The organism is Variovorax paradoxus (assembly GCF_030811855.1).
GTDB lineage: Bacteria > Pseudomonadota > Gammaproteobacteria > Burkholderiales > Burkholderiaceae_C > Variovorax > Variovorax paradoxus_L.
In genome coordinates this window covers 44,916-66,353 of record NZ_JAUSRN010000004.1, presented here as the reverse complement: position 1 = coordinate 66,353, position 21,438 = coordinate 44,916, and the positions used below count along the sequence as shown (strand labels likewise).

Genomic DNA, 21,438 nt, shown 5'->3' with positions numbered 1-21,438 from the left:
CGAACAGCCTTCGGCCGGAACAGGACCTTTGCGCCGTGGGAACGAATTCATTTCTCAAAGTGCTGCCGGAGATGGTGACCTTCCTGCGGGTCGCCGAGCTGGGCAGCTTCTCCGCGGCCGCCGATCTGCTGGGCATGACGCCGTCGGCCACGAGCCGGCAGGTGAAGCGGCTGGAAAAGGAAATCGGCGTGCAGCTGATCCAGCGCACCACGCGCCAGCTGCGTCTGACCGAGCCCGGCGTCGAGGCCTTCGCACACTGCCGCGAACTGGTGCTTGCGGCGCAAGGCACGATGGACATCGCTCAGCAGTTCTCGAAGAAGCCGAGCGGGCTGGTGCGCATCAGCGCGCCGAAGGCCTTTGCGCGGCGCGTGCTGCATCCGCACATCCTCGACTTCCTGCAGCGCCATCCCGAGGTCGACGTGCAGCTCATCGTGGACGACCGCGACATCGATCCGATCCGCGAAGGCGTGGACCTGGTGGTGCGGCTGACGACGAAGCCGCCCGAAGGGCTGGTGGCGCGGCAGCTGATGTCGGTCGCGCACATCCTGTGCGCCTCGCCGCGCTACCTGGCAGAGGGCGACACCATCGAACACCCGCGCGACCTGCTCGCGCACAGCTGCCTCTCGCTCGGCGAGCACGAGCGGGACAACCATTGGCGCTTCAAAAAGGGCGATGAAGACGAAGCCGAGGTGGTGGTGCGGGGCCGCTATGTCTCCAACCACAGCGAGATGCGGCTCGAAGCCGCGCTCGCGGGCCTGGGCGTGGCCTGCGTGCCGGCCTTCATGGCGCAGGAGGCCTTGGAGGACGGCCGCGTTGTGCGGGTGCTGGCCGACTGGGAGTTCCAGGGCAGCTACCGCGGGCACGCCTACATCCTCTATCCGCCCAGCCGCTTCACCGTGCCCAAGTGCCGGGTGCTGATCGACCACCTGCTGGACGCGCTGGCCGCCCAGGGCGACGGCCGGAAGAAGCTCAATGCTTTTTCAGCAGGACCCGCACGGCCTCGGGCAAGGAGTTGACCTGGGGCATGAAGTGGTCGAGTACGGCGCCCAGAGCCACGGCACAGATCACTGCGCCGAGCAGCGGCTTCCAGGTCAAGCGCACGGCCGCCATCAGCCAGCCCTCGCGCGCCACGCGCACCGCGGCGCGCGCCGACACGTATGAGAACGCCACCTCGACGGCCACGGCCAGCAGCGCGTCCCAGCTGAAGTAAAGCAGCACCAGCGAGCCGGCGCCGAGCACGATGGCGGTGCAGATCAGGAAGATGGCGACCACCGGCACCACCACAATGGCGCCTTCGTCGGCGGCGCCCGCCACGTCGAGCGCACCGCTGGCTGCGTCGGACAGTACGCTGCCTTCGGCGCTGCTTGCCGGGCTGCTGCCGCCCGCATCGAGCGCGAAGTCAGCCGCATCGGCGATGTCGCCCCCGTCGACGTTGAAGTCGGCCCGGTTCTCGACCAGCCGCCTGGCCCACCAGCGCAGCACCAGCAAATGGCCAAGGTAGCCGACGCCCAGCGTGAGGAAATAGCGCACCGCCAGCGACTGCACGTCGAGCACGTGCATCTGCAGCGCCGACACGCCCCACATCAAGAGCAGCGTGAAGCTGCCGATCAGGATGCCGTGCGTGCGCAGGCTGTAGTTGCGGTGCAGGTCGCGCTCGAGCTGTGTCTCCCACAGGCGCACCGAGCGCCAGTTGGAGAGCACCTTCATTCGGCTTCGGCCGGAGCGAAGGGCACGCGTGGCGCCACGCCGCACATGAGTTCGTAGCCGACGGTGCCGGCCGCCTGCGCGACCTCGTCGATGGGCAGTACCGCCCCGGTCACGGCCGAGCGGCCCCACAGCGTGACCTCGGTGCCGAACTTCGCGTCGGGCACCGGCGTGAGGTCGACGGTGATCATGTCCATGCTCACGCGGCCCACCATGCGGGTGCGCACGCCGTTCACCAGCACCGGCGTGCCGGTGTTGCAATGGCGCGGATACCCGTCGGCATAGCCGACCGCCGCTACGCCGATGGTGAGTGGCCCCTCGGCCGTGAAGTTGGAGCCGTAGCCAATGGTGTCGCCGGCCTGGAGCGTCTGCACCCCGATCAATTTTGTCGAGAGCGTCATGGTGGGCTGCAGCTGCCAATGCGCAGCGTCGTGCTGCGGGAAGTCGGGCGCGCTGCCGTACAGCAGGATGCCGGGGCGCACCCAGTCGCCGCGGGTCTTTTCGGCATGGCGCAGGGTGGCTGCGCTGTTGGCCACGGAGCGCTCGCCCGGCAGGTCGTGCGTGACGCGCTCGAACACCGCCATCTGGTGCGCGATGCCGCGCGCGCCGTCGGCGTCGCTGAAATGCGTCATCAGAGAAATCTCGTCGACCTGCGGCAGCGCGTTCAGGCGCGTCCAGGCGGAGCCGAAGCGCTCGGGCGCAAAGCCCAGGCGGTTCATGCCGGAGTTCATCTTGAGGAACACGCGCTGCGGCTTGAGCGTCTTGTGGGCCGCGAGCATGTCGATCTGCTCGTCGCAATGCACCGTGTGCCACAGGTCCAGGCGCGAGCACAGCTCCAGGTCGCGCGCGTCGAACACGCCTTCGAGCAGCAGCACCGGGCCGCGCCAGCCGAGGGCGCGCACGCGTTCGGCTTCGGCCAGGTCGAGGAGGGCAAAGCCGTCGGCGCCGCGCAGGCCCTCGTAGACGCGCTCGATGCCGTGGCCATAGGCATTGGCCTTGACCACGGCCCAGACGCGGGCATCGACCGCGGCGCGCCGGGCCCGATCGAGGTTGTGACGGAGCGCGGCGGTGTGGACAGTGGCGAGAATGGGACGCGGCATGGCAAATGTCGGATGGTGAAGACGGGGTTTTAGCACCTTCGGAAGCAGGGCCGTCCAGGGTGGCAACGCTGATTTATCCGTCGTACCCCCATGCTATAACCGCCCATTCGCCAAAAGTCGCGACACTTTCTCACTACTGCCAGCAATCTTCCTGGCCAGCCAGCCCATCGATGAAGCGCGGTTTCTACACGATCATGTCGGCCCAGTTCTTTTCGTCGCTGGCCGACAACGCGATCTTCGTCGTGGCTGTCGAGCTCATGCGAAGCACGGGATCGGCCGAATGGCAGCGCGCTGCCCTGGTGCCGATCTTCGCGGTCTTCTACGTGGTGCTGGCGCCGCTGGTGGGCGCCTTCGCCGACGCCTTGCCGAAGGGGCGGGTGATGTTCATCAGCAATGCCATCAAGGTGATCGGCTGCCTGATGATGCTGTTCGGCTCGCATCCGCTGTTGTCTTACTCGATCGTGGGACTTGGCGCCGCGGCCTATTCCCCGGCCAAGTACGGCATCCTGACCGAGCTGCTGCCGGCGTCGCAGCTGGTCAAGGCCAACGGCTGGATCGAAGGCCTGACGATCGCTTCGATTCTCCTGGGCATCGTGCTCGGCGGTTCGCTGGTGGGCCATGCGGTTTCGAGCCAGCTCCTTGCCATCGACTTGCCAATGATCAATACCGGCATCGATTCGCCGGCCGAGGCGGCCATCTCGGTTCTGATCTTCGTCTATGCGCTGGCGGCCTGGTTCAACACGCGCATCCCGCACACCGGCGTCGAGATGCGGCCGCTGCGCACCAACCCCTCGCACGGCCTGGCGCGCAACATGGTCTCGCTGCTGCCCGATTTCTGGCACTGCAACTCACGCCTGTGGCGCGACAAGCTCGGCCAGATCTCGCTTTCCACCACCACGCTTTTCTGGGGAGCGGGCGCCAACCTCAAGTACATCGTGCTGGCCTGGGCCGCGCTCGCCCTCAACTACAACACGACGCAGGCCACGGCGCTCACCGGCGTGGTCACCATCGGCATGGCGGTGGGAGCCATCGTCGCGTCGATGCGCATGCGCCTGGACATGGCCACGCGCGTGATTCCCATGGGCATCGGCATGGGCCTGCTGGTCATCAGCATGAACCTGATCAGCAACGTCTGGATCGCCGTTCCTTTCCTCATCCTGCTGGGCGGATTGGGCGGCTTCCTGGTGGTGCCGATGAACGCACTGCTGCAGCACCGCGGCCACAACCTGATGGGCGCGGGCCGCTCCATCGCCGTGCAAAACTTCAACGAGCAGGCTTGCATCCTGCTGCTCGGCGGCTTCTACAGCGCTTGCACCGGCCTCGGCCTCTCGGCCTTCGCGGCCATCGGCGCCTTCGGCGGCGTGGTGGCCGGCTGCATGTGGCTCATCCAGCGCTGGCACCATCACAACCTGCGCAAGTACCCCGAAGAAGTCCAGCACCTGCTCGCCATCGCGCGCAGCGACAAGCACCATTGACCTCCCCCAGGCTGCGCGCACTTCGTGTCGCTTCGCCCACCTCCTCACCGGGGGCAACACCGGTGGCCCGGCAAAACCGGTTCCACGGTGTTCCACGAAAATCCCCGCCTTCATGCCAGCACTTGCACTGATTTTTAATGCCTTCGTCTGGGGCGTTTCGTGGTTCCCGTTCCGGCACATCGAAAGCCACGGACTGCATCCGGTGTGGACCACGTGTCTGATCTACGTGGCGATCTCGCTAGCCATGGGCTTCTTTCGCCGGCAAGCCTGGCGCGGCTTCACGGCGTTCCCGATGCTGGTGGCGCTGGGCCTGGCGGCGGGTTTCACCAACCTTGGTTTCAACTGGGCCGTGACGCAGGGCGACGTGGTGCGCGTGGTGCTGCTTTTCTATCTGATGCCGCTGTGGAGCGTGCTGCTGGGCTGGGCGGTGCTGGGCGAGCGGCCGACGGCGGGCGCGCTCGCGCGGGTGACGCTGGCGCTCACCGGCGTGGTGGTGGTGCTCAAGGCGCCAGGTGTCGACTGGCCCGTGCCTTCGAGCCTGCCGGACTGGCTGGGCGTGGCGGCCGGGTTCAGCTTTGCGGTTACCAACATTCTGCTGCGCCACCTGCATGGCGCACCCGGCGAATCGCGCGCCCTGGCGATGTTCGGCGGTTGCGCGCTGGTGGCGGGCATCGCCGCGGCGAGCGGCACTTTGCTGGGTGCCTTCAACTCGCCCCTCGCGGCCACGCCGGGCTGGATCGGATGGGCCGCCTTGCTGGGCACGGGCTTCGTGGTGGCCAACGTCTGCCTGCAGTACGGTGCGGCCCGCTTGGCGGCCAGCGCCACCGCAGTCATCATGCTCTCGGAGGTGTTGTTCGCCAGCGTTTCGTCGGTGGCGCTGGGCGCGGCGCAGATGGATCCGCGCATCCTGGCCGGCGGCGCACTGATCGTTCTGGCGGCCGTGTGGTCGGCGTTTGCGCGAACCCCCGCAGAGGGCGATGATCGCCTTTCGTCTCCCACCTGAGGTACTTTCATGGCCAGCATCTACGACTTCGAAGCCAACCGGATCGACGGCAAGAACGTGAAGCTTTCCGCCTTCAAGGGCAAGGTGCTGCTGATCGTCAACACGGCCAGCCAATGCGGCTTCACGCCGCAGTTTGCCGGGCTCGAGGAACTGCACGAAAAGTACGCCGACAAGGGGCTGGTGGTGCTGGGTTTTCCGTCGAACCAGTTCGGCTCGCAAGACCCGGGCACCAACGAGGAAATCGGCGCGTTCTGCACCACCAACTACGGCGTGAGCTTTCCGATGATGGAAAAGATCGACGTCAACGGCAGCAACGCGACGCCGCTCTATCAGTGGCTCACCAAGGAGAAACCGGGCCTCCTGGGCAGCACGGCCATCAAGTGGAACTTCACCAAGTTCCTGGTGGGGCGCGACGGGCAAGTGCGAAAGCGCTATGCGCCGCTGGACACGCCCGCCTCTCTCACGCGCGACATCGAGGCCGCGCTGGCGGCGGGCTGAGGCGCTCGCTCAGAAGCGGAAGCTGGCGGTCTTAGAGCCGCCGCCCACCGTCACCGATTGGCTCTTGGCATCGCCGCCGGTCGTGGTGGCATCGATGGTGTAGCGGCCAGCCGGAATGTCGACCAGGCAGACCGGTCCGCTGGCGCGCAAGGCCAGCGATGGTGCGCCGTCGGCACCCTTGATGTCGACCTGCACGTCCGCCAGGTAAGCGCCATCGGCGCGCGCAAAAAGCAGCGCGAGCGGATGATCCTTCATGGCGGCGCGCATGGCGTTCGATTCGTCCGAACCGATGCCGCCGCAGACATAACGCACCGCGCCCTCGCCCTTCCACTGCGGCATGGCCGACTGTGCGTGGGCTGCCCCGAAGGCGCCGGCCGCGCAGGCCGCGCAGGCGCAGGCCAGCAAGGCACGCCGCAACTTCTTCGAAACGATGAAAGCTTGAATGGAAGACATGAGGCAGGCTCCTGGGAAAAACGGTGCGGCCATGATGCCCCGCGAACGGCCCCCGCGCGAGTCGGACCAGGGCGCTCTTCGGTGTGCGATCAGGCCGCCGCCAGGGCCGCGTCCAGTAGCTCGACCCAGTGGCGCACCGGCGTTTCCGGGCTGCCGCTTTGCAGATGCGTGATGCAGCCGATGTTGGCCGAGGCGATGACGCTCGGCTGCAGCTGCCGCAGGTGGCCGAGCTTGCGGTCGCGCAGCGGGTAGGCCAGTTCGGGCTGCAGCACCGAGTAGGTGCCGGCCGAACCGCAGCACAGGTGCGACTCGTTCATGGCCACGCGCACGTCGAAGCCGAGCGCGCGCAGATGCGTCTCGACCCCGCCTCGCAGCTTCTGGCCGTGCTGCAGCGTGCAGGGCGGATGGTAGGCCACCACGCCGTCCGGCGGCCGCACGCGCGACTTGAGCGCGGGCACGAGATAGGGCAGCAGTTCGCTCAAATCGCGCGTCATGTCGCTGATGCGCGCCGCCTTGGCGGCATAGGCCGGATCGCTGCGGAGGATGTGCCCATACTCGCGCACGGTCACGCCGCAGCCCGAGGCGTTCATCACGATGGCTTCGACGCCGCCGGCCTCCGGGCCCCGTTCGACCTGCGGCCACCAAGCGTCGATGTTGGCGCGCATCTGCGCCTTGCCGCCTTCCTGGTCGTTGAGGTGGAACTTGACGGCGCCGCAGCAGCCCGCCTCCTTCGCGATCACTGTCTGGATGCCCGCGGCATCGAGCACGCGCGCCGTCGCACTGTTGATGTTGGGCATCATCGATGGCTGAACGCAGCCCGCGAGCATCAGCATCTTGCGCGCATGCGTAGCGGTAGGCCAGGCGCCGGCCTCCTGCTTCGGGGGCACCTTGGCCTTGAGCGCCTCGGGCAACAGGCCTCGCACCGATTGGCCAAGTGCCATCGCTGGGCCGAAGAGCGGCGACGGCAGCCCTTCCTTCAGCAGCCAGCGCGTGGCCGATTCCATGGCGGGGCGCGGCACTTTCTCGTCGACGATCTTGCGGCCGATGTCGACCAGGTGACCGTACTGCACGCCGCTCGGGCAGGTGGTTTCGCAGTTGCGGCAGGTCAGGCACCGGTCCAGGTGCAGCTGGGTGCTGCGCGTCGGCGCCTTGCCTTCGAGCACCTGCTTGATCAGGTAGATGCGGCCGCGCGGCCCATCGAGCTCGTCGCCGAGCAGCTGGTACGTGGGACAGGTGGCGGTGCAGAAGCCGCAGTGCACGCACTTGCGCAGGATGGCTTCGGCCTCGCGGCCATCGTCGGTGTCGCGGAATTCGGGAGCGAGCTCGGTTTGCATGGAGAGAAATGAGGTGTCGAATCGCAGGAGCTCAGGCGTCCGCGAGAAGCCGGGCGCGGTCGAAGAGGCCGTGGGGATCGAACTCGCGCATCAGGGCATGGTGGATGCGCGCAACGGGAGCGCTCAACGCGTCGAAGCGCGGGGCGCCTGCACTTGCTGCTGCGGCAGAAGCAGGAAGCATCCTGAACAGCGTGGCATGCCCACCTGCTGCATGCGCCGCTTCGCGGATGAGCGACGCCTGCTCGGGCGGGGCCTTGTACCAGCGCTGTCCGCCGTGCCATTCGATCAGCGGCGCGCCGACGTTGCCCAGGGCGAGCACTGGCGCCGTCTGCGGCACCGCCAGACGCCAAAGCGCGGCGCCTGCAGCGTCATCGGCAGTGAACCAGGCATGCTGCTGATCGCGCAGCGCTTGCCATCCGGCAGCGGCGGCGGCGTTGTCCACGCGCTCGCCGCCCAGATGCGCGCAGGCGGCTTCGACCGCGGCCACCGCGCCGCGCAAGCGCAGCCGCAGCCTGCCGATGCCTGCATCCTCCGACCAGCAGCTCGCATTCAACGGCAACGGCCGCCCGCCCCACTCGTTGAGCAGGCGCAGGGCGTCGATCTGGCTGCCCTCAAAGGCCAGCGTGGCCTCGGCGGGCGCGACGGGGAGCACCTTGAGGCTCACTTCGGCAATCACGCCCAGCGTGCCGAGCGAACCCGCGAGCACGCGCGATACGTCGTAGCCTGCCACGTTCTTCATCACCTGGCCGCCGAAGCCCAGCACGTCGCCGCGGCCGTTGACGAGCGTGGCGCCCAGCACGTAGTCGCGGACCGCCCCCACGCTGGCGCGCGCGGGTCCGCTGAGCCCCGCGGCCACCATGCCACCCACGGTGCCCGCGCCCGCCGCGCCGAAATGCGGCGGCTCGAAAGGCAGGCACTGCCCGTTCTCGGCCAGCGCGGCCTCGAGTTCGGCGAGCGGCGTGCCGGCACGCGCGGTGACGACCAGTTCGCTCGGTTCGTAGCTCGTGATGCCGGCGAGCCCGGCGGTGCTCAAGGTCTCGCCGCGCGGCGGCTCGCCGTAGAAATCCTTGGTGCCGCCGCCGCAGATGCGAAGCGGCACGGCATTGGCGGCCGCAGCGCGAATGCGCTCGGCGATGTGGCTGAGTGCGGGGTCCATGGTCATTCTTATTCTTAGAAGCGCGGCAAGTCGGGGTGCGGCAGCCTGCCGCCGCGCACCACCTGCTTGCCGTATTCGGCGCAGCGCTGCAGCGTGGGAATCACCTTGCCCGGATTCAGCAGCCCGGCCGGATCAAAGGCGCGCTTGACGCCGAACATCTGTTCGTTCTCAGCCGCAGTGAACTGCACGCACATGCTGTTGAGCTTTTCCACACCCACGCCATGCTCGCCCGACACGGTGCCGCCCATGGCCACGCTGGTCTCGAGGATGTCAGCGCCGAAGAGCTCGCAGCGATGCAGCTCATCGGGGTCGTTGGCATCGAACAGCACCAGCGGATGCAGGTTGCCATCGCCCGCGTGGAACACGTTGCAGCAGCGCAGCTTGTATTTTTTCTCCATCTCCTGGATGGCCAGCAGGATGTCGGCGAGGCGCTTGCGCGGGATGGTGGAGTCCAGGCACATGTAGTCGGGGCTGATGCGGCCCGAGGCCGGAAAGGCGTTCTTGCGGCCGCTCCAGAATTTCATGCGCTCGTCTTCGCTGGTGCTCACCGCAATGGCAGTGGCGCCGGAGCCGCGCAGCACGGCGGTCATGCGGCCGATTTCTTCTTCCACTTCTTCCGCGGTGCCATCGGATTCGCACAGCAGAATCGCGGCCGCGTCGAGGTCGTAGCCCGCGTGCACGAAGTCCTCGACCGCGGCGGTCATGGGCTTGTCCATCATTTCGAGCCCCGCGGGGATGATTCCGGCAGCAATGACCGCGGCCACGGCATCGCCGGCTTTGCGCACGTCGTCGAAGCTGGCCATGATGCAGCGCGCGAGCTGCGGCTTGGGCACGAGCTTGACGGTGACCTCGGTGGTCACGGCCAGCATGCCTTCGCTGCCGATCACCAGCGCGAGCAGGTCCAGCCCCGGCGCGTCGAGCGCGTCGCCGCCGAATTCGACGGGCTCGCCCTCGGCCGTGAAGCCGCGCACGCGCAGCACGTTGTGCAGCGTGAGACCGTATTTGAGGCAGTGCACGCCGCCCGAGTTCTCGGCCACGTTGCCGCCGATGGTGCAGGCGATCTGGCTCGACGGATCGGGCGCGTAGTAGAGGTTGAAGGGCGCGGCCGCTTCGCTGATGGCGAGATTGCGCACGCCGCACTGAACTACGGCCGTGCGGCTCACGGGGTCGATCTTCAGGATGCGGTTGAACTTGGCGAGCGAAAGCGTCACGCCCAGCGCATGCGGCATCGCGCCGCCCGAGAGCCCGGTGCCCGCGCCGCGCGCGACCACTGGCACGCCAAGCCCGTGGCAGGTCTTGAGCACCGCCGCCACCTGGGCTTCGGTTTCGGGCAGCGCGACCACCAGCGGGCGCTGCCGGTAGGCGGTGAGGCCGTCGCACTCGTAGGGCGTGGTGTCCTCGGCGTTCCAGATGAGCGCATGCGCAGGCAGTTGGGCTTGCAGGGCGCGCACGATCTGCGACTGGCGGTCGGATTTTTGCAGAGAGTCGTGCTGGACGGGGGTGAGCGGCGCGTTCATGCGGGAGCCTCTTTGGGGCGGATCTGTCTGTCTGTCTCGTGGTGTACCGCACTCTACGTAAATGCGCCGGCGCCGGGTTGAAGCTTTTTTGCGCCGGGCTTGAGAGAACTTTGCCACCGGCCTTTTTTCTTCAGCGAAGGCTTTGCGCCAGCCAGTCGACAAAGGCCGCGCATTCCCAGCGATCGAGCGTGCCGGGCTGCCAGCAAATGGTGTGACGGTGCGGCGAAGGCACGGGTTGGTCGGAGAGCGGCACCAACCGGCCCGATTCGAACCAGGCGGCACCCATTTCCAGCCGCACCAGGGCCACGCCGAAGCCGCTGGCGGCCGCGTCGTAGACCAGGCCCAGGTCATTGAACTGGGAGCCGACGTGCGGCTCGGGCTGGTCGATGCCGCAACTGAAGAACCAAGTGCCCCAGGGCTCGAGCGGACTTCGAATGAGCCGCGCGCTCGCAATTTCGGCGGCGGTGCGGAAACCGTTGAAAGGACCGAATTCATTGAGGTAGCTTGGGCTGCAGGCGGGCAGAACCTCTTCCTCGAGCAGCAGGCGGTGTTCGCAGTCGGCGTACGCGCCGCTGCCGTAGCGCACTTCGAGATCGGCTTGCTCGGCCGTGACGTCGAGCAGCGGAATGGACACCTGCAGCACCAGTTCGATGTCAGGATAGATGTTGCGGAACAGTTCGAGCCGCGGCATCAGGAACACACGGCTGAAGGTGGGCGTGACGGCGATGCGCAGGCGTGTGGCGCGCTGCTGCTTCGCCGCATTGCCGCCGGGCATGGCTTGCAGCGCCGCGAGGCCGGTGCGCACGTTGGCAAGGTAGGCTGCGCCGTCGGCCGTGAGGCTGAAGTCGCTGCGGCCGAAGAGCTTGAAGCCCACATGCGATTCGAGTTGCCGGATGCGGTGGCTTACGGCGCTGGGCGTGACACACAGTTCGTCCGCCGCGCGGCCCGCATGCCGCAGCCGCGCCAGGGTCTCGAAGGTCAGCAGGCACTGGATTGGGGGGATGTGCTGCAGGGCCATGCCTTTACCCTCTGGTCTTTTGTTCGCTGCGCTTGTGTTCGTTGCGCTTCTGTTCGGGGCGCGCTTGTTCAGGGCGCGTGCACAGGCCACCGGGTACTCCCCTCCGCGAATGTTCCCCGCCTTCGGCTCCTCCTTTATTTCGCTGCGGGGAGCACCCGGCGCCCTGTGCCCACTGAGTGCGGCTCTTGCACTGGCCGATAAACCAGTGCGCTGAACAACGATCACGTCGATGGGGTGCCTTGCGCAGCGAAATAAAGGAGGAGGCCGCAGGCCGGGGGACATTCGCGGAGCAAGGTACCCCGTCGGCGGGAGCGCGCCATGAATGACCCTCAATGCGACGGACTGAAAAGCAAAGCGTCACCCTAGTCCTCGAAGAAGTTGACAGGTAACCCAGGCGCATCGACACGCATCGATATCACGGTGCCCGAAGCCGGATACCGCTCGATCTCTGCAGCAGGCCGGCCCTTGCGCCCGCTGGTGACGAACAGCGTCTTCAGGTCGTCGCCGCCGAAGCAAGGCATGGTCGGACACTGAAAAGGGACCGTCACCGAGCCAACGATCTCGCCCGACGGCGCGAATCGCAGCAACTGTGCACCTTCGAACATCGCGACCCAGTAGTGGCCCTCGGCATCGACGGTGGCGCCATCGGGTCGGCCTTCGTAGCGCACGGGCGACCCCGCGGTCCAGCCTTCGGGCTTGGCCTCGAACTGGTGGAACACGCGCGCATGCGAAAGCGAATTTGTCTCCACGTCCCAGTCCCACGCACGAACCACGTGCGCCGCGGTGTCGGCCCAGTAGAGCGTGCGTGCATCGGGCGAGAACACGAGCCCGTTGCCGGTGGTGGACTCGTTGGCCATTTGCGTCAATGTGGGCGCCACGCCGGTGTCGGTGCGTGCGTCGAAGCAATAGAGCGCGGCATTGGCCCGGTCCTTCGCCTCGTTGAGCGAACCGGCCCAGAAACGGCCCAGCGCATCGCATTTGCCGTCGTTGAAGCGCATGGTGCGCACGTCGTGTTCGACACGCGCCATCGCAACCAGTTCTCCGCCCCATTCGCGGGCCCGATAGATGCCGTCGCGCAGCGCGATCACGAGGCCGCCGCTCCTGGCCGGCGCCATGCAGCCGGGCTCGGTAGCCAAGCCCCAGCGCTCCACCCTGGCCGACGGCGTGCCGATCTCGCCGCGCGTGCGCAGCACCGCGCGCCCCGGAATATCGAGCCAGTAAAGCGCGCGTTCGTGGGGGTGCCAGAACGGCGATTCGCCGAGCTCGCAAAGGCTGTCTTCGAGGGTGGTCCACATGATCTCCGGATTGTGCATCCGCTGCCCCGCAGACAAAAAAAAGCCCGCTGGCGCCGAAGCGCTCGCGGGCTGAACATCCAAAGGAGACCTTGCTGAAAAATCGTTCCTGTTTTTCTTCTTCTCACCACCAGCCCGCGCTTCGCATGCCTCTTTCGTGAAACACCGAGGAACCGGCTTTGCCGGGCCTCTGGTGTTGCCCCCAGCAGGGGGGTTGGCGAAGCGACACGAAGTGCGCGAAGACTGGGGGGTTACCTGTTGTATGCGGTCTCGCCGTGCGAGGAGATGTCGAGGCCTTCGCGCTCTTCTTCTTCCGACACACGCAGGCCGATGGTCAAGTCCGCGATCTTGAAGGCGATGAACGCCACCACGCCCGACCAGACGATGGTCAGCAGCACGCCCTTGAGCTGGATCCAGACCTGTGCGCCGATGCCGTTCGACACCACGCTGGCCGTGACCCAGTCGCCCACGAGGCCGGGGCCGCCGAGTGCCTGGGTGTTGAACACGCCGGTGAGCAGCGCGCCGACGATACCGCCGACACCGTGCACGCCGAACACGTCGAGCGAGTCGTCCGCGCCCAGCAGCTTCTTGAGGCCGTTGACGCCCCAGAGGCAGGCGAAGCCGGCGATGAAGCCGATGATGATGGCGCCCATCAGGCCGACGTTGCCGGCGGCCGGGGTGATGGCCACGAGGCCTGCAACGGCGCCCGAAGCGGCACCCAGCATCGAGGCCTTGCCGCGCATCAGCGCTTCACCGATGCACCATGCGAGCACGGCGGCTGCGGTGGCGGTGAAGGTGTTCATGAAGGCGAGCACGGCGCTGGTACCGGCTTCCAGGGCCGAACCTGCGTTGAAGCCGAACCAGCCGACCCACAGCAGCGAGGCGCCGACCATGGTGAGCGTGAGCGAATGCGGCGTGAAGGCTTCCTTGCCGTAGCCGACGCGCTTGCCGATCACGAAGGCGCCAACCAGGCCCGCGACAGCGGCGTTGATGTGCACCACGGTGCCGCCCGCGAAGTCGAGCGCGCCCCACTGCCAGATCAGGCCGGCCTTGGCGTTCTGTGCATCCACCACGTTGGCGGCGGTGTAGGCGTCCGGGCCCATCCAGAACCAGACCATGTGTGCGAGCGGCGCATAGCTGAAGGTGAACCAGATCACCATGAACAGCAGCACGGCCGAGAACTTGGCGCGCTCCGCGAAGGCACCGACGATCAGGCAGCAGGTGATGCCGGCGAAGGTGGCCTGGAAGGCAGCGAACAGCAGCTCGGGGATGTAGACGCCCTTGCTGAAGGTGGCGCCGGGTGCGAACACGCCGGTGGCCGGATCGAAGATCCCCTTCATGAAGAGCCGGTCGAATCCGCCGAAGAAGGCGTTCCCCTCGGTGAACGCAAGGCTGTAGCCATAGATGAGCCACAGCACGACGATCATCGAGAACGTGACCATCACCTGCATGAGCACCGACAGCATGTTCTTGCTGCGCACCAGGCCGCCGTAGAACAGCGCCAGGCCGGGGACGGTCATCATGATGACGAGCAGCGTGGACAGCATCATCCAGCTGGTGTCACCCTTGTTGAATGAGGGAGCGGGAGCCGCGGCGGGCGCTGCCTCGGCAGCCGCAGGGGCTGCTGCTGCTGCCGGAGCGGCGGCAGCAGGCGCGGCGGCAGCCGGGGCCGAAGCAGCCGGCGCGGAAGCGGCCGGTGCTTCCGCAGCAGGCGCGGGCGCCTGTGCGAAAGCGGCTGTGAGCACGCTCAAGCCGAGCGCAAGAGAGACAAGCAGTTTTTTCATAGTCGTTGTTCTTTAGAGCCTGGACGGGTCAGAGGGCTTCACGGCCCGTTTCGCCGGTGCGGATGCGGACCACCTGCTCGAGGTTGTAGACAAAAATCTTTCCGTCGCCGATCTTGCCGGTGCGTGCCGCACCTTCGACGGCTTCGATCACGCGGTCGACGAGGTCGTCGGACACCGCCGCTTCGATCTTGACCTTGGGCAGGAAGTCGACCACGTACTCGGCGCCGCGATACAGCTCGGTGTGGCCCTTCTGGCGGCCGAAGCCCTTGACTTCCGTGACCGTGATGCCTTGCACGCCGATGGCCGACAGTGCTTCGCGCACCTCGTCGAGCTTGAACGGTTTGATGATGGCTGTGACCAGCTTCATGATGACTTTCTCCTTCTTGGATGGATGAATGGTGCGGCAGCTTGGGCCGCACCTTGTTCTTGTGCTTGTTTACAGCGTCTTGCTGAGCGTGACGATGAAGCGCGCCTTGTTCGGCGAGTAGTACTGCTGGCCGAAGGTGCCGAAGCCGAAGTCGTAGCCCGGGTTGCTCAATGCGAGGTAGGAGCTCTTCTTGTTGGCGCCCTGCACCGAACCGGCCAGTGCCAGGCCGCTGCCGAAGTCATACGAAACGCCCACGTTGTAGTCGACGTAGCTCTTGTAGCCCAGGCTGCGGATGTCGCTGGACATGTGGGTGTAGCCCACGGCGGCCTTCAGCGTGAGCTTGGGCGCGATTTCCTTGCTGTAGGCGAGGTTCAGGTAGCCCGTGTTGCGGCCCTTCAGCCCCGAGCCGGCCTTGTTGCCCGCGTAGCCGAAGTAGTCCTTGGACACCGTGTGCGAGTACTTCAGCGTGAACGAGCCGATGGCTTCGTCGGCCCAGGTGCCCGCGCCGTAGAGCTCGGTGGTGTTGCCAGCGGAGTTGCCCGGGTAGATGTAGCTGAGCGCGCCCACGTCCATGTCGAACGGACCGGCCTTGAACTTGTAGCCGCCGTAGATGTCGCTCTCGATGCTGTTGCCCTGGAGCCAGTTGACGCTGGAGTTCCAGTTGCCGAGGTAGAAGCCGCTTTCGCCGAACGCGTAGTCGAAGCCGCCCTGGATGGCGGGCTTGAAGCCCTTGGTCTTCGCGTAGTCGTTCTTCCCGATCATGTCCTGATCCTGCCCGCGGAACTTGTAGTTGCTGGTCAGGGCCACGTTCCCCGTGAGCTGGGCGCTCGCCAGCATGGGCAGGGCGGCAAGGGCGGCCACGGCCATTGCCTGGGCGAATTTACGGTGCATCATCGAGACTCCTCGGAGTGGGTTGGATAGTAGGGGGACACCATCTCGTAGCAGGGAGCGTGCCAAAGTGCTCGTTCTGCGCTGCCATGGCGCCGTGGCCCGCGCATCCACAAATCCGATGATGAAAAAATTACAACCGTTTCAAGTGCGGGGTCGCCGGGCGACCCCATGGTGCACAAGCCCGACCCAAAACGGGCGCACCACAATGGGGAGAGGAAGAATAAATGAGCCTGTCTTTGGTGCAAAGCCGTGCTTTGCTTGGGCTGGAAGCGGCCAGTGTCACGGTTGAGGTGCATTTAGCCAACGGCCTGCCGAGCTTCACGCTCGTCGGGCTGGCTGAAACGGAGGTCAAGGAAGCGCGCGAGCGCGTGCGGTCGGCCATTCAGAACGCTGGCCTCGAGTTTCCCAACAACAAGCGGATCACCGTCAACCTGGCGCCCGCCGACCTGCCCAAGGACTCCGGTCGCTTCGACCTTCCCATTGCGCTGGGCATCCTCGCCGCCAGCGAGCAGATCCAGGCCGCCCGCCTCGCGGGCCACGAGTTTGCCGGCGAACTCTCGCTGTCGGGCGAGCTGCGCCCCGTGCGCGGCGCGCTGGCCATGGCGCTTGCCCTGCACACCCGCGGCATCGCCACGCGGCTGGTGCTGCCCACCGAGAGCGCACAAGAAGCGGCACTGGTACCCGGCGGCGAGGTGTACGGCGCAAGGCACCTGCTGGACGTGGTTCAGCGCTTCATGGCCGAGGACGCACAACCGCAGCAGGCCGAGCCACCTGCCGCGGACGGCTGGGCCCGCGTCCACGCCGCGGATGCCGCACCCATGCCGCTGTATGCCGACTTGGCCGACGTGAAGGGGCATGCAGGCGCCAGGCGTGCGCTCGAGATCGCCGCCGCCGGCGGGCACAGCCTGCTGATGGTCGGGGAGCCTGGCTCGGGCAAGTCCATGCTCGCGCAGCGCTTTGCCGGGCTGCTGCCGCCCATGAGCGTGGACGAGGCGCTCGAAAGCGCGGCGGTGGCCAGCCTGGGCGGCAGCTTCTCCACCGCGCGCTGGATGACCCGGCCGACTTCGGCGCCGCACCATACGTCCAGCGCCGTCGCGCTGGTGGGCGGCGGCTCGCCTCCGCGGCCGGGAGAAATCTCTCAGGCGCATCACGGCGTGCTGTTTCTGGACGAATTTCCCGAGTTCGCACGTTCCGCCCTCGAGGCGCTGCGCGAGCCGCTCGAGACTGGCACCATCACCATCGCGCGGGCCGCCCGGCGCGCCGAGTTTCCCGCCCGCTTCCAACTCATTGCAGCCATGAACCCCTGCCCTTGCGGCTACCTCGGCTCGACACTGAAGGGCTGCCGCTGCACGCCCGACCAGATCTTGCGCTACCAGGGCAAGCTCAGCGGTCCGCTGCTCGACCGCATCGACCTGCACATCGAAGTGCCCGCGGTCTCGGCGCAGCAGCTGCTCGGCGCGCCCGACGGGGAATCGACCGCCAGCATCCGCACCCGCGTGATCGCCGCGCGCGAATTCGCACTGCAGCGCCAGGGCAGCCCCAACCAGGCGCTGCAGGCCGGTGCCATCGACAAGCACGCCGCGCTGGATGAGGCAGCGCGCAAGTTCATGGTGAACGCGGCCGCCAAGCTCGGCTGGTCGGCGCGCAGCACACACCGCGCGCTCAAGGTGGCGCGCACGGTGGCCGACCTGGCGGGCGCCGAGGCGGTGCGGGCGGAGCACGTGGCGGAGGCGGTGCAGTACCGCCGGGCTTTGCGACACTAGCGGGCAGTGAACCCACCCGCTCCCACGCTCTACAACCGCCGCATGGTCGGCTGGCTGTCGGTCGGCCAGCTCATCACCTGGGGCAGCGTGTTCTACGGCTTTGCGCTGCTGATGGAGCCGGTCGAACGCGAGCTGGGGTTGAGCCGCGCGCAGTCCTCGCTGGCCTTCAGCCTCGCGTTGCTGGCCGAAGGCGCGCTAGCGTGGCTGGTCGGCCGCTGGATCGACCGCGGGCACGAGCGGGCGGTGATGGCGGGCGGCTCGGTGGTCATCGCGGGCGGGCTGTTCCTGCACAGCATGGTGCACAGTGCCCTCGGGTTCTACCTGGCCTGGACGCTGCTCGGGGCGGGGCTGGCGGCCACGCTCTACAACCCGGCGTTTTCCATCGTCACGCGGCGCTTTCCCAACGACTTTCGCCGCGCGATCATCACGCTGACTTTTCTCGGCGGGCTGGCCAGCACGGTGTTCATCCCGCTGGCGGCCTGGCTGATCGCGCAACTCGGCTGGCGGCACGCGCTCTGGGTGCTGGCGGCCATCCACCTGTTGGTCTGCGCGCCGCTGCATTCCCGCGTGCTGCGAAATGCCCCGCCTCCCGCGGCGCGGGCAGCGCCCACCGGCAAGGCGGCCGGCGCCGCACCGGCCAGCCATTCCGCGAGTCACTACATGCGCAGCGCGCCATTCCTTTTCATAGGCGTTTTCACCGTGCTGCTGATGGCGGTCACGGCTGCGCTGCCGCCGCACATGGTGAGCCTCCTGCGGGGTGCCGGGCTTGCCGAGTCATGGGCCATCGCCCTGCCCGCGAGCATCGGACTGGTGCAGGTGCTGGGACGGGCGCTGCTGTATTTTTTCGAGCACCACTTCGACCTGCATCTGGCAAACCGGCTGATTCCCTGCCTGATTCCGATTGGCCTGCTGGCGCTGCTTGCGGGCGCGGCCCACCCGGGCGCCGCGCTGCTGTTCGTGTTGTTTTACGGCATGGGCAACGGCATGCTCACGATCGTGAAGGGCACCGCCATTGCGCAGTACGTGAACCGCGAGCACGTGGCGACGCTGAACGGCGCGCTGGGGCTGCCGAGCGCCATCGCCAGGGCGCTGGCCCCGCTCATGCTCGGCGTGATGTGGCAGCCGGGCGCCGGCTACACGCCGGGCCTCTGGGTGCTGCTGGCGGCCAGCCTGGTCGCAGTACTGGCGCTGGTTGCCGCGCAGCGCTGGCCCCGGCCCGCCAGCACCGCTACTTGAACTCGTGGCTCACCACGGGTGACGAGCGGCTGTCCTGCACGGTCACGCGCTGCCGGAACACGTCCAGATCGCCGTTGCGCACTTCGATGTTGTAGATGCCCGGCCGCAGCGACAGTGACTTGAGCGGCGGACTCACGCCGCGCTCCGCGCCGTCGACATAGACCTGGCCCCACGGCCGGATGTTGAGCACCACGCGGCCCATGCCGGGCGGCCCAGCCGGCGCTGTGGCGGAGGGCGTGCCGGGCGGCGCGGTGCCGGCGGCCACCACGGTGGGCACGGCATTCGCGGGCGTGGTGCCTGGCGGCGCCGGCACGGCGGTCGAGAGCCGGTTCAGCTCGGCAAGCGCATTCCGGGCCTCGCGCGCATGCAGGCCGCGGCGATAGCGGCGCAGATAGGCCTCATAGCCTTCGCGCGTGTTCTCGGCCTGTGCCAGGTTCCAGTCTTCGACTTCGCTGGTGGCGAGGGCGGCCTCCGCCGGCGTGCCCGGTGGAACGGGTGTGCCCGGTGGAGCCGGTGTCCCTGGAGCCGGCGTCGCCGACGGGGTTGCGCCGTTGGCCTGCGGGCCGGGTGCCGGCGCAATGACCGGCACGTTGTCCAGCGGCGTCAACGAAGCGGTCGGCGCACTGGCCCCCGCAGCGGGAGGCGTGGCGCCGCCGGGTGCGGCGGCCACGTTGCCGTTTGCGGGTGCCGCACCGCCGTCGCCCGGCGGCACGGCGGCGGGAGGCGGCGAGTTGGCGGTCATCGGCCCCGACGGCGCAGGCACCGGCGCCATCGAGGTCGAGGTCTCCTGCTTCCATGAACTCAGGTGAAGTCCGATCCAGCTGCCCACGGCCACCAGCGCAATCAACAGCACGCCGACCAGCCCCCACGGCGGGTGCGACGACGTCTTTTTGGCGGTCGGCGACGTTGGCCGATGCTGCCTGGCCGCTGCCGATGGCGCGCGCGCCGGTGCGGCGGCCTTCGTCGAAGGCGCTGGCGCTGGCATTGGCTTGGCCACGGGTGAGACCTTGGGTTCGGTCTTAGACCTGGACTGAACCTCGGCTGGCGCGGGCACCGCGGCGGCGGCTTCCGTTGCCGCAGTGGCCTCGGCAAGCGCTTGCTGCGGCTCGGCCGCGACGGCCGGCACGACAGCCTTCGACGGCGGCGGAACGATGACCGTCGGCGCCGGCAAGCCGCTCACGTAGGTGTCGCCAAGTTTGGCCAGGCCCAGCTCGGCCGCGAACGCGGCCACGGTCTGCGTGCGGTCCTTGCTGTGCACTGCCAGCGTGTGGTCGACCGCCGCGCAGAAGCCCGGGCTCAGGTCGCCGCGGCCGAGCGACGACAGCGGCACATAGGCGTCCTGCACGCTGCGCACCACGGCCGAGGGCGGCGGATGCCCGGTGACCGCGCGGTACAGCACGGCGCCCAGCGCATAGAGATCGGTCCACGCGCCCTGCAGCAGCGTGTTGTCGTCGGCGTACTGCTCGATGGGCGAATAGCCCGACTTCACCATTACCGCCACTTCGTCGACGAGATCGGCAATCGACTTGCGCGCCGCGCCGAAGTCCAACAGCACCGGCATGTCATCCTGCTGGATGAAGATGTTGTCGGGCGCGATGTCGCGGTGAAAGCACTGGCTGCGGTGCAGCGTTTCCAGTGCGCCGAGCAGCGGGCCCAGCATGCCGAGCAGCCAGGCCTCGGAAATCTTCGACGGCTCTTCCTCCGCCAAGCGCCGCAGCGTGCGGCCGCGATAAAGCTGGATCGCCATGTAGGCGGTGGAGTTCGCCTCCCAGAAGCGATGCACCCGCACCAGCGCCGGATGGCTGAACTGCGCGAGCGTGCGCGCCTCGTTGATGAAGCTGCGCAGGCCCGCCTGAAAGGTGGCCGTTACGCGGTCGGAACGCACGTGCACGCTGTCGTCGCCCACGCGGCGCGCGAGCATCGACGGCATGTACTCCTTGATGGCCACCTCGCGCTGCAGCGAGTGGTCGTAGGCGCGGTAGACGATGCCGAAGCCGCCTTCGCCGATCACCTCGAGCAGTTCGAACTCGTCCAGCCGATGACCCGCCGTCAGCGGATTGGGCCGCTCCTGCGGCTCGTCGGACAGCGCGCTGCTGCTGCCGGTGTTGCTGGTGCTGGCGTTATTCATGCCCATGGCACATGCCCCTGTGAAAACAACTTGGAGAACAACGGCGTGTTGAGGCCACCGCCATGGGCTGCGGTGCGCAGCGGCGAACCGTCAGCCTGGTTGGTCCACCAGTAGCTGGTGCTTCCGAAGGCATCGAAGCACAGCGGAAGCTCGGGCCAGCCAAGGCGCTGCTGCGCAGCCGCGCCAGCGCCGCCGGCGGCCGGTCCGAGGATCGAAAGGATGTCGTCCGAGCCGCCGCTCGCGGTCTGAAATCCGCCGTGAGCCGCGGCCAGCACCTGGTGGTCGAACTGGTCGGGCGCCACGCTGTGACGAATGGCTTGCAGCAAGGCCGTGCCGCATTGCCAGTACCACGCGGCGGAGCCTTCCAGCATGGAAGGCCGGTAGCTCGATGCCGCCACTTGCAGCGTCACGCACACGGGGTAATAGCGCCCGACGCGGTCGCAGCTGGGCGCAATGCAGCCGAACTGCACCGCGTCCACGCCCTGCGTCGCGGGAATCGCAAAGTTCCAGACCGGCGCGACGACGTAGTGCCGCGTCATGGCGTCGGGCCAGCGCTTGAAAGCGCCCAGGCCGTTCTGCATCCAGCGGTCCCACCAGGCCTGGAGTTCGCGCGGCATGCGGCGATAGAGAAAGTCGCCAGCCGCCGGCAGCTTGCCGTACCAGCCGATCTGCTCGTCGGCCGGCACCCACACGCGGGGCAAAGGAACGCCGCTGTTCAT

The 21,438-nt window shown here is 67.6% G+C and carries 19 protein-coding genes; 6 read left to right on the top strand and 13 right to left on the bottom strand.

The window, feature by feature from the left end; translation table 11 throughout:
- Positions 1–35 precede the first annotated feature (35 nt).
- Positions 36–1,016 carry a LysR family transcriptional regulator gene (locus J2X92_RS10100; RefSeq protein WP_307575377.1) on the top strand — a complete coding sequence of 327 codons (981 nt, stop codon included), beginning with the start codon at positions 36–38 and terminating at the stop codon, positions 1,014–1,016.
- Here J2X92_RS10100 and J2X92_RS10095 read toward each other — a convergent pair.
- Together J2X92_RS10095 and alr are read right to left on the bottom strand one after the other, a co-directional pair.
- Positions 970–1,707 carry a hypothetical protein gene (locus J2X92_RS10095; RefSeq protein WP_307575376.1) on the bottom strand — a complete coding sequence of 246 codons (738 nt, stop codon included), beginning with the start codon at positions 1,705–1,707 and terminating at the stop codon, positions 970–972. The two genes, J2X92_RS10100 and J2X92_RS10095, sit on opposite strands and share 47 nt — an antisense overlap.
- Positions 1,704–2,804: an alanine racemase gene (gene alr, locus J2X92_RS10090; RefSeq protein WP_307575375.1), complete on the bottom strand. Its 1,101-nt coding sequence runs from the start codon at positions 2,802–2,804 to the stop codon at positions 1,704–1,706. The genes J2X92_RS10095 and alr overlap by 4 nt, the downstream gene beginning before the upstream one ends.
- Positions 2,805–2,974: 170 nt before the next feature.
- Here alr and lplT point away from each other — a divergent pair, with 170 nt between their 5' ends.
- The 3 genes from lplT (at position 2,975) to J2X92_RS10075 (ending at position 5,780) form a co-directional block, all read left to right on the top strand.
- Complete coding sequence (gene lplT / locus J2X92_RS10085) at positions 2,975–4,279, top strand: lysophospholipid transporter LplT (protein WP_307575374.1); 1,305 nt, start codon at positions 2,975–2,977, stop codon at positions 4,277–4,279.
- A 112-nt stretch (positions 4,280–4,391) separates the two neighbouring features.
- On the top strand, positions 4,392–5,282 hold the full coding sequence (locus J2X92_RS10080) for a DMT family transporter (protein WP_307575373.1): 891 nt from the start codon (positions 4,392–4,394) through the stop codon (positions 5,280–5,282).
- A gap of 9 nt (positions 5,283–5,291) precedes the next feature.
- Positions 5,292–5,780 (top strand): glutathione peroxidase, encoded by a 489-nt coding sequence (locus J2X92_RS10075; protein WP_055800360.1) that lies wholly within the window; start codon positions 5,292–5,294, stop codon positions 5,778–5,780.
- Between the two features lie 9 nt (positions 5,781–5,789).
- Here J2X92_RS10075 and J2X92_RS10070 read toward each other — a convergent pair whose 3' ends face one another.
- The 9 genes from J2X92_RS10070 to J2X92_RS10030 form a co-directional block, all read right to left on the bottom strand.
- Positions 5,790–6,233, bottom strand: a complete 444-nt coding sequence (locus J2X92_RS10070; protein ID WP_307575370.1) for a carboxypeptidase regulatory-like domain-containing protein — start codon at positions 6,231–6,233, stop codon at positions 5,790–5,792.
- An 89-nt stretch (positions 6,234–6,322) separates the two neighbouring features.
- Entirely contained in the window at positions 6,323–7,567 is a 1,245-nt protein-coding gene (gene glcF / locus J2X92_RS10065) for a glycolate oxidase subunit GlcF (protein ID WP_307575368.1), read from the bottom strand.
- Positions 7,568–7,598: 31 nt separating this feature from the next.
- Positions 7,599–8,723: a glycolate oxidase subunit GlcE gene (gene glcE, locus J2X92_RS10060; RefSeq protein WP_307575367.1), complete on the bottom strand. Its 1,125-nt coding sequence runs from the start codon at positions 8,721–8,723 to the stop codon at positions 7,599–7,601.
- Between the two features lie 14 nt (positions 8,724–8,737).
- Positions 8,738–10,240 carry an FAD-linked oxidase C-terminal domain-containing protein gene (locus J2X92_RS10055; protein WP_307575366.1) on the bottom strand — a complete coding sequence of 501 codons (1,503 nt, stop codon included), beginning with the start codon at positions 10,238–10,240 and terminating at the stop codon, positions 8,738–8,740.
- A 130-nt stretch (positions 10,241–10,370) separates the two neighbouring features.
- Positions 10,371–11,258: a LysR substrate-binding domain-containing protein gene (locus J2X92_RS10050; RefSeq protein ID WP_307575365.1), complete on the bottom strand. Its 888-nt coding sequence runs from the start codon at positions 11,256–11,258 to the stop codon at positions 10,371–10,373.
- 362 nt (positions 11,259–11,620) lie between these two features.
- The gene (locus tag J2X92_RS10045) at positions 11,621–12,553 is read right to left on the bottom strand and encodes an SMP-30/gluconolactonase/LRE family protein (protein WP_307575364.1); all 933 of its coding nucleotides are present in this window, start codon (positions 12,551–12,553) and stop codon (positions 11,621–11,623) included.
- Between the two features lie 248 nt (positions 12,554–12,801).
- Entirely contained in the window at positions 12,802–14,334 is a 1,533-nt protein-coding gene (locus J2X92_RS10040) for an ammonium transporter (protein ID WP_307575363.1), read from the bottom strand.
- A gap of 28 nt (positions 14,335–14,362) precedes the next feature.
- Complete coding sequence (gene glnK, locus J2X92_RS10035) at positions 14,363–14,701, bottom strand: P-II family nitrogen regulator (protein WP_007833403.1); 339 nt, start codon at positions 14,699–14,701, stop codon at positions 14,363–14,365.
- Positions 14,702–14,770: 69 nt separating this feature from the next.
- Positions 14,771–15,595, bottom strand: coding sequence for a TorF family putative porin (locus J2X92_RS10030; protein ID WP_307575359.1), 825 nt, complete (start codon positions 15,593–15,595; stop codon positions 14,771–14,773).
- A 221-nt stretch (positions 15,596–15,816) separates the two neighbouring features.
- Between J2X92_RS10030 and J2X92_RS10025 the strand changes: the two genes are divergently transcribed.
- Together J2X92_RS10025 and J2X92_RS10020 are read left to right on the top strand one after the other, a co-directional pair.
- Positions 15,817–17,355, top strand: a complete 1,539-nt coding sequence (locus J2X92_RS10025; protein WP_307575357.1) for a YifB family Mg chelatase-like AAA ATPase — start codon at positions 15,817–15,819, stop codon at positions 17,353–17,355.
- Between the two features lie 6 nt (positions 17,356–17,361).
- A complete protein-coding gene (locus J2X92_RS10020) occupies positions 17,362–18,591 on the top strand; it encodes an MFS transporter (RefSeq protein WP_307575356.1) in 1,230 nt (409 codons plus the stop codon).
- On the opposite strand, the gene J2X92_RS10015 is transcribed toward J2X92_RS10020, so the two are convergent.
- Positions 18,584–20,719, bottom strand: a complete 2,136-nt coding sequence (locus J2X92_RS10015; protein ID WP_307575355.1) for a serine/threonine-protein kinase — start codon at positions 20,717–20,719, stop codon at positions 18,584–18,586. The two genes, J2X92_RS10020 and J2X92_RS10015, sit on opposite strands and share 8 nt — an antisense overlap.
- The gene (gene tagF, locus J2X92_RS10010) at positions 20,716–21,438 is read right to left on the bottom strand and encodes a type VI secretion system-associated protein TagF (RefSeq protein ID WP_307575353.1); all 723 of its coding nucleotides are present in this window, start codon (positions 21,436–21,438) and stop codon (positions 20,716–20,718) included. The genes J2X92_RS10015 and tagF overlap by 4 nt, the downstream gene beginning before the upstream one ends.